The organism is Frankia sp. CcMO1 (assembly GCF_977945845.1).
In genome coordinates, this window is sequence record NZ_CDWTMG010000401.1 from 1 (window position 1) to 2,562 (window position 2,562).

The following is a 2,562-nucleotide window of genomic DNA, read 5'->3' on the forward strand; positions in this document are numbered from 1 at the left end:
GAAGCAACAGTCACCATCGCCGCGATCAACGAATGGCTGCCCCGATAAACTTCCCAAACAGGCCCTACGTCGTCACGGCCGCCACCGAGCAGCTCGGGTCGGAGCCGGACCAGGTCGTCGTGACGTTCCCGACGTTCTGGTCGGCGGCCCGGCGCGAGGTGTTCGCGGACGCCGTGAGCCAGCTCTCCGATGTCACGGTGCCCGTCGCGGCGTTCCCGGCCGCCGACGCGATCGGAACCCTGCTGTCTCACGGCTCCTCGACCCAGACCGTTGAGTTGGTCGGATGGTACGACTTCGGCGCCGGCTTCCTCGACACGGGGATCCTGTCCTTCTCGCCGTTCGGGTTCCAGCTGCTCGGCTTGGCCGCGGGTCTGCGCCACGGCGCCGGCCTCGAGCTCGACGAGCTCCTGGTCGACCGGGTGCTGACCGGCGCGAGTGTCGAGCGTGCGGCGCTTGACCGTTCCGACCCGATGATCCGGACCGCGCTCGGCAGGCTGCGGCGGGAGTGCGCGCAGGCGAAGGAGATCCTTTCCGGTGAGGACGAGGTCGACGTTCCGGTCTCCCTTCCCGGAGTCGATACCTTCGTCACGCTGAGCCGGGCGGAGCTGGAGACCCTCATCGGCCCGATCGTCGATGACACGATCATGACCTTCCGCCGGGCGCTCCGCTCGGTGCCGGTGACCTCCGCCGAGCTGTCCCGGATCCTGTTGTCCGGCGGGATCTCCCACCTTCCGTTGGTGGCCCGCCGGCTGCGGGAGACCTTCAGCGGGATCGGCCGGATCGACCACGGTTCGGACGCGGATGTGGCGATGGGCGCGGCGCTGCTCGCCGCCGACCTCGCTGACCGGTTCGGCGCCGTCGGTGCCGGGAGCGCACCCGGTGTTCCAGGTGTTCCGGGTGTTCTCGGCGCGGTCGGTGTTCCGGGTGTGCCCGGAGCTTTCGGAGCCGTCGGGGCGGTGGCCGCCGGCGGTTCCGGCGCGTCGGGCGATGCCGGTGACGCCGAGGAACCTTCCGCCCAGGAGCCCTCCGACGTCACCGCGGTGATCCGGCCGCCGGACGCCGCGGACCTGGTCTCGCGGCCGCCCTTCCTGTCCGGGCCGAGGGGGTTCGCGGGCACAGTGGGTCCGGCCGGGGTCCGAGGCGTGCCGGAGGCGGACGGCGTGACGGTCGCGGCGACGGTGCTCAGCGGCCCGGACGGCTCCGCGCTGCACGGCTCGGGCGCCGGGGACGACACGGTGATCTCCTCGGGTGGCGCGGCGGATCCCCCACCGCCGGGGATCGCCGCCGACGGCCCGGGCCCGTCCGACACGCCCGGTCACCGGATCCCGCCCGGCCTCATGCCGGTGGGCGCCGATCGGGACCACGTTCTGCTCGGGCCGCCGGGGAAGCTCGACCTGCCCTCGGACCTCTCGACGGGCGGTGCGGGCGGCCCGCACGGTGCCTCCGCCGGGGACAGCCGGGGAATCTTCGGGTCCCGGCGGGCCACGGTCGTCGCCGCCATTGTCGTGGTCCTCTTCTTGGCCCTCGGGGCGACCTTCGCCGTGGTGCTGACCGGCCGTGACTCCGGGGCGGACGCGGTGGCCGCCCCGGCGGTCACCGCGTCGCCGGCCCCATCCGCCACCGGCCCGACCGGGCCACCCGCCTCCGCCGTGAACCTCGTCCGGGTGGCGGGATCCTCGGAGGCCGCCCCGATTACCGAGACCGCCTACAACGAGTTCCGTCAGGTGCAGCGCAACGTCACCGTCAGCATCGAGCCCACGACGACCGAGGACGGTTTCGCCGCGCTGTGCAGCGGCAAGGCCGACATCGCCGGCGCCTCGTTCGAACTCAATCCCGGATTCGTCAAGAACCCCGACTGCGAGAAGAAGGTCGTCGGGTTCGAGGTGGCGCACCACACCCTGCCGATCGTGGTCAACCCGCAGAACACCTGGCTGCACTGTCTGACCCTGCGGCAGGTCAAGCAGGTGTGGGGGGCCGGTTCCGCCGTCACCCGGTGGAGCCAGATCGACCCGTCGTTCCCGGACGAGCCGATCACGTTTGTCGGGCCGCCGCGCGGCTCCGTGCAGGCGCAGGTGTTCAACGCCACGATCAGTAACGCCAGCGACCGGTCCCGCGACTACCGGCAGGCCGATCTCAGTGGGGTCGCCAACGACGTGGCCGCCGACCGCTCGGCCATCGGCTACCTCGACTTCCCCACCTACGAGACCTTCGGCACCAAGCTGCGCGGCGTCGAAATCAACAATGGTGACGGGTGCGTGGCGCCGAACGCCGTGTCGGTCGGCACCGGCGTCTACCTGCCGCTGTGCAAGCCGCTGTTCGTCTACGCCCGCACGGACGCCCTGCGCCGGCCGGCGACCGCAGCCTTCCTGCGCTACTACCTGGAAAACGGCCGGAAGATCGCCTTCGACGCGCACTACGTCCCCCGCAACGACGACACGGTCGGGGAGAACGTCGCCAAGCTTGCGAGCCTGACGACCGGCGTGGGACCCGTGCCGGCCTAGCCAGCCGGTCTCGTGGGGCTCGGCGGACAGGTTGGGCAGGCCCGGATGGCGCTAGGGCCTG

The 2,562-nt window shown here is 71.9% G+C and carries 1 protein-coding gene; it reads left to right on the plus strand.

The annotated features are described in order from the left end of the window. The first annotated feature begins 32 nt into the window (after window positions 1–32). Window positions 33–2,501: an Hsp70 family protein gene (locus AC08OU_RS24420; RefSeq protein WP_476602429.1), complete on the plus strand. Its 2,469-nt coding sequence runs from the start codon at window positions 33–35 to the stop codon at window positions 2,499–2,501. The last annotated feature ends 61 nt before the right edge of the window (window positions 2,502–2,562 follow it).

Excerpts from the sequence above, each read along its gene's own strand:
- AC08OU_RS24420 (WP_476602429.1), top strand. The coding sequence starts at position 33 with ATGGCTGCCCCGATAAACTTCCCAAACAGGCCCTACGTCGTCACGGCC.